The sequence below is a fragment of the Dietzia sp. Cai40 genome, from assembly GCF_014145165.1.
In the GTDB taxonomy this organism is placed as follows: domain Bacteria; phylum Actinomycetota; class Actinomycetes; order Mycobacteriales; family Mycobacteriaceae; genus Dietzia; species Dietzia natronolimnaea.
The window spans coordinates 1-2,723 of the sequence record NZ_JAALEB010000126.1 but is presented as its reverse complement, the minus strand read 5'-3'; the positions used below and the strand labels follow the sequence as shown (position 1 = coordinate 2,723).

Below are 2,723 nucleotides of genomic sequence, written 5' to 3'. Positions count from 1 at the left end.
GGCGCGCGTGACCGGCGACCGAGTGGGGCCCGGGCGCGCGTGATCGGCGACCGAGTGGGGCCCGGGCGCGCGTGGCCAGTGACCGAGTAGGCCCGTGGCCCGGCGTCGGGCCCGCCGATTCCCCCTAGTAGAGGCTCCGGATACGCCTCATGAACCTCACTCGCCACATGTATCACTTCGGTAACGTAGGTCTCGATTTGGTTACGCCGAGCGCGTAATGTGGCCGTCGATCGCGCCGATATGCCAGGCGTCAGTTTCTGCAGTACAAGTCTGGAGTACACCCTTATGCCCGTTTCACGCCGTGGGTTTCTCACCGCCGCGTCAGTCGGGGTGGGCGTCGCAGTCGCCTCCTCCGTCCGTGGCCCCCTCGCCGGGGCCAACCCGTTCGACACCGGTTCCCTCGGCATGGCCCAGGACCTGCTCAAGTCGGTCCCGACCGGCAGCGGGATGATCCAGCCGAACGGCCCTCTCGGCTACGTGGGGGTCACTTTCCCCAGCGCCGAGGAGATCGCCGGCCGGATCCGGTTCGCGTTCCCCGACGGCTCGGTGGGCGACTGGCTCCCGCTCGAGGCGATGGACTCCGCCCCGGACAGCGGCAGCACTCCCGCGTCCGATCTCGTCGCCGCGCCGCAGGGGTCCGTGGGTTACGAGGTCGACGCTCCCGCCGGCGCCCGTGCCACCGCGTTCGACGACGGCCGGGCTGCACCGCGCAACTACAGCCTGGGCAGCGTCGGAACGCTCGGCCTGCCGATCATCCCGCGGGCGGCATGGGGCGCCGGTGACGTCTCGGGGAACCGCTGGGCACCGCAGTTCCACCCGGCGCAGGCGATCACGATCCACCACACGGCCTCGCCCGTGGGACCGGACCGCGCCGCGAGTGTGCGCGCGATCTACAACTACCACGCCAACACACTGGGCTGGGGCGACGTCGGGTACCACCTGCTCATCGACCCGGAGGGCCGGATCTACCAGGGCCGCGGCGGAACCGTCGGCGGGACCCCGGTCTTCCAGGTGCCTCCGGTCGCCGGCATCGCTCCCCCGGTGGTCACCGCGGGCCACACGGGCGGCGTCAACAACGGCAATATCGGGATCTGCGTGCTGGGCGACTTCACCGGAGCGCCGCCGACCCCCGCTGCCGTGGGCGCGACCATCGACTGCGTTCGTGCCCTCTGTTCGGCCACGGGCATCAACCCGCGGGGCGGCATCACCTACCGCAACCCGCAGGGCGGTGCCACGCGCAACATGCCGGCCGTCTCGGGCCACCGCGACTGGGGCGGGACCGCCTGCCCGGGCAACTCGTTCTACCCGCAGATGCAGTTCATCCGCGACACCGCCGCGCGCGGCTGGTCCCCGAACGCGATCTCCTCGGCCGCCTTCGGCTCCTGAGCGTCGTCTGACGGACCCACCTCTCCCATCGAAAAGAGCGTTCCGCACACCTGCCTCCAAGCTCGGCGGATGTGTGCGGAACGCTCTTCTCGTGCAGCGGCCGGGCTCGGTGCAGCGGCCGGGCTCGGTGCAGCGGCCGGACCTCAGTCCCGGGCGCGCGTGGGGAGCACCATGCCCAGCACCCAGTTGACCAGGCCGATCACGATCGCCCCGAAGAACGCCGCCCAGAACCCGCTCACCAGGTACTCGGCACCGAACAGCTGGAACGTCGTGGTGACCCAGCTGGTGAGCATGAGCATCAGCGCGTTGATCACCAGCAGGAACAGCCCCAGCGTGAGGATGGTCAGCGGCAGCGACAGCAGCTGCACGATCGGCTTGATCACCGCGTTGATCAGCGTGAACACCACGGCCACGATGAGCAGCGCCGCGATAGTCGGCACGCTCACCTCATTGTCGATGGCGCCGGCGTCAATGTCGGCGACACCCGCGGTCTCGTACAGGGAGATCCCCGGCACGATCAGAGTCGCCACCCACAGGGCGACGGCGTTGACGATCAGGCCCAGTATCAGCGCCATGTCCGGTCAGCTCCCCACATAGGAATCGGCCACATCGAGTGCGCGGTCGAAGATATCGAGCCCCGCGTTCGCCTCGTCGGCCGTGATGATGCAGGGCGGAACGATGTGGAATCGGTTGTAATTCATGAACAACAGCACGCCGTCGGACTTGGCGGCGGCGAAGGTCCTGGCCATGGCCTCCGATGTCCCACCGTAGGGGGCGAGGGGCTCGCGTGTCTCGCGGTCGGCCACCATCTCCACGGCCCAGAACACTCCCAGGCCGCGGACCTCGCCGATCGACGGGTGCGTCCGTGCGAGCTCGCGCAGGCGCGGGCCGATCACGTCCTCGCCGATCGTGCGGGCGTTCTCGACGATCTTCTCGTCACGCATCAGGTTGATCGTGGCCACCACGGAGGCGCAGGCCAGCGGGTGCCCGGCGTAGGTCAGGCCACCGGTGTAGGGGGTGGTCTCGAAGGAGGCGGCGATCCGGTCGTGCAGGATCACCCCGCCCAGGGGGACGTAGCCGGAGTTGGAACCCTTGGCAAAGGTGATGAGGTCGGGGGCCCAGTCGTCGTCTCCGGACCGGAAGTTGTCCAGGGCCAGCCAGGCGCCGGTGCGCCCGAAGCCGGACATGACCTCGTCACAGATCATGACGATCCCGTACTTGTCGCAGATCTCCCGCACACCGCGCAGGTAGTCGGCCGGCGGCACCATGATCCCGACCGTGCCGGGCACCGACTCGATGATCAGGGCCGCGAAGTGGTCCGGGCCCTCCAGCGCGAT

At 69.3% G+C, this 2,723-nt stretch carries 3 protein-coding genes; 1 reads left to right on the top strand and 2 read right to left on the bottom strand.

The genetic code is table 11. The annotated features are described in order from the left end of the window. Nucleotides 1-330: 330 nt before the first annotated feature. Nucleotides 331-1,386: a peptidoglycan recognition family protein gene (locus G6022_RS05845; RefSeq protein WP_347237834.1), complete on the top strand. Its 1,056-nt coding sequence runs from the start codon at nt 331-333 to the stop codon at nt 1,384-1,386. Between the two features lie 143 nt (nt 1,387-1,529). Here the strand turns inward: G6022_RS05845 and G6022_RS05840 are convergent, their stop codons facing one another. Both G6022_RS05840 and G6022_RS05835 read right to left on the bottom strand, forming a co-directional pair. Next, entirely contained in the window at nt 1,530-1,961 is a 432-nt protein-coding gene (locus G6022_RS05840) for a phage holin family protein (RefSeq protein WP_182616309.1), read from the bottom strand. Nucleotides 1,962-1,967: 6 nt separating this feature from the next. Further along, the coding region (locus G6022_RS05835) for an aminotransferase class III-fold pyridoxal phosphate-dependent enzyme (RefSeq protein ID WP_182691156.1) at nt 1,968-2,723 on the bottom strand (756 nt) is incomplete at its 5' end.

Excerpts from the sequence above, each read along its gene's own strand:
- G6022_RS05840 (WP_182616309.1), bottom strand. The coding sequence starts at position 1,961 with ATGGCGCTGATACTGGGCCTGATCGTCAACGCCGTCGCCCTGTGGGTG.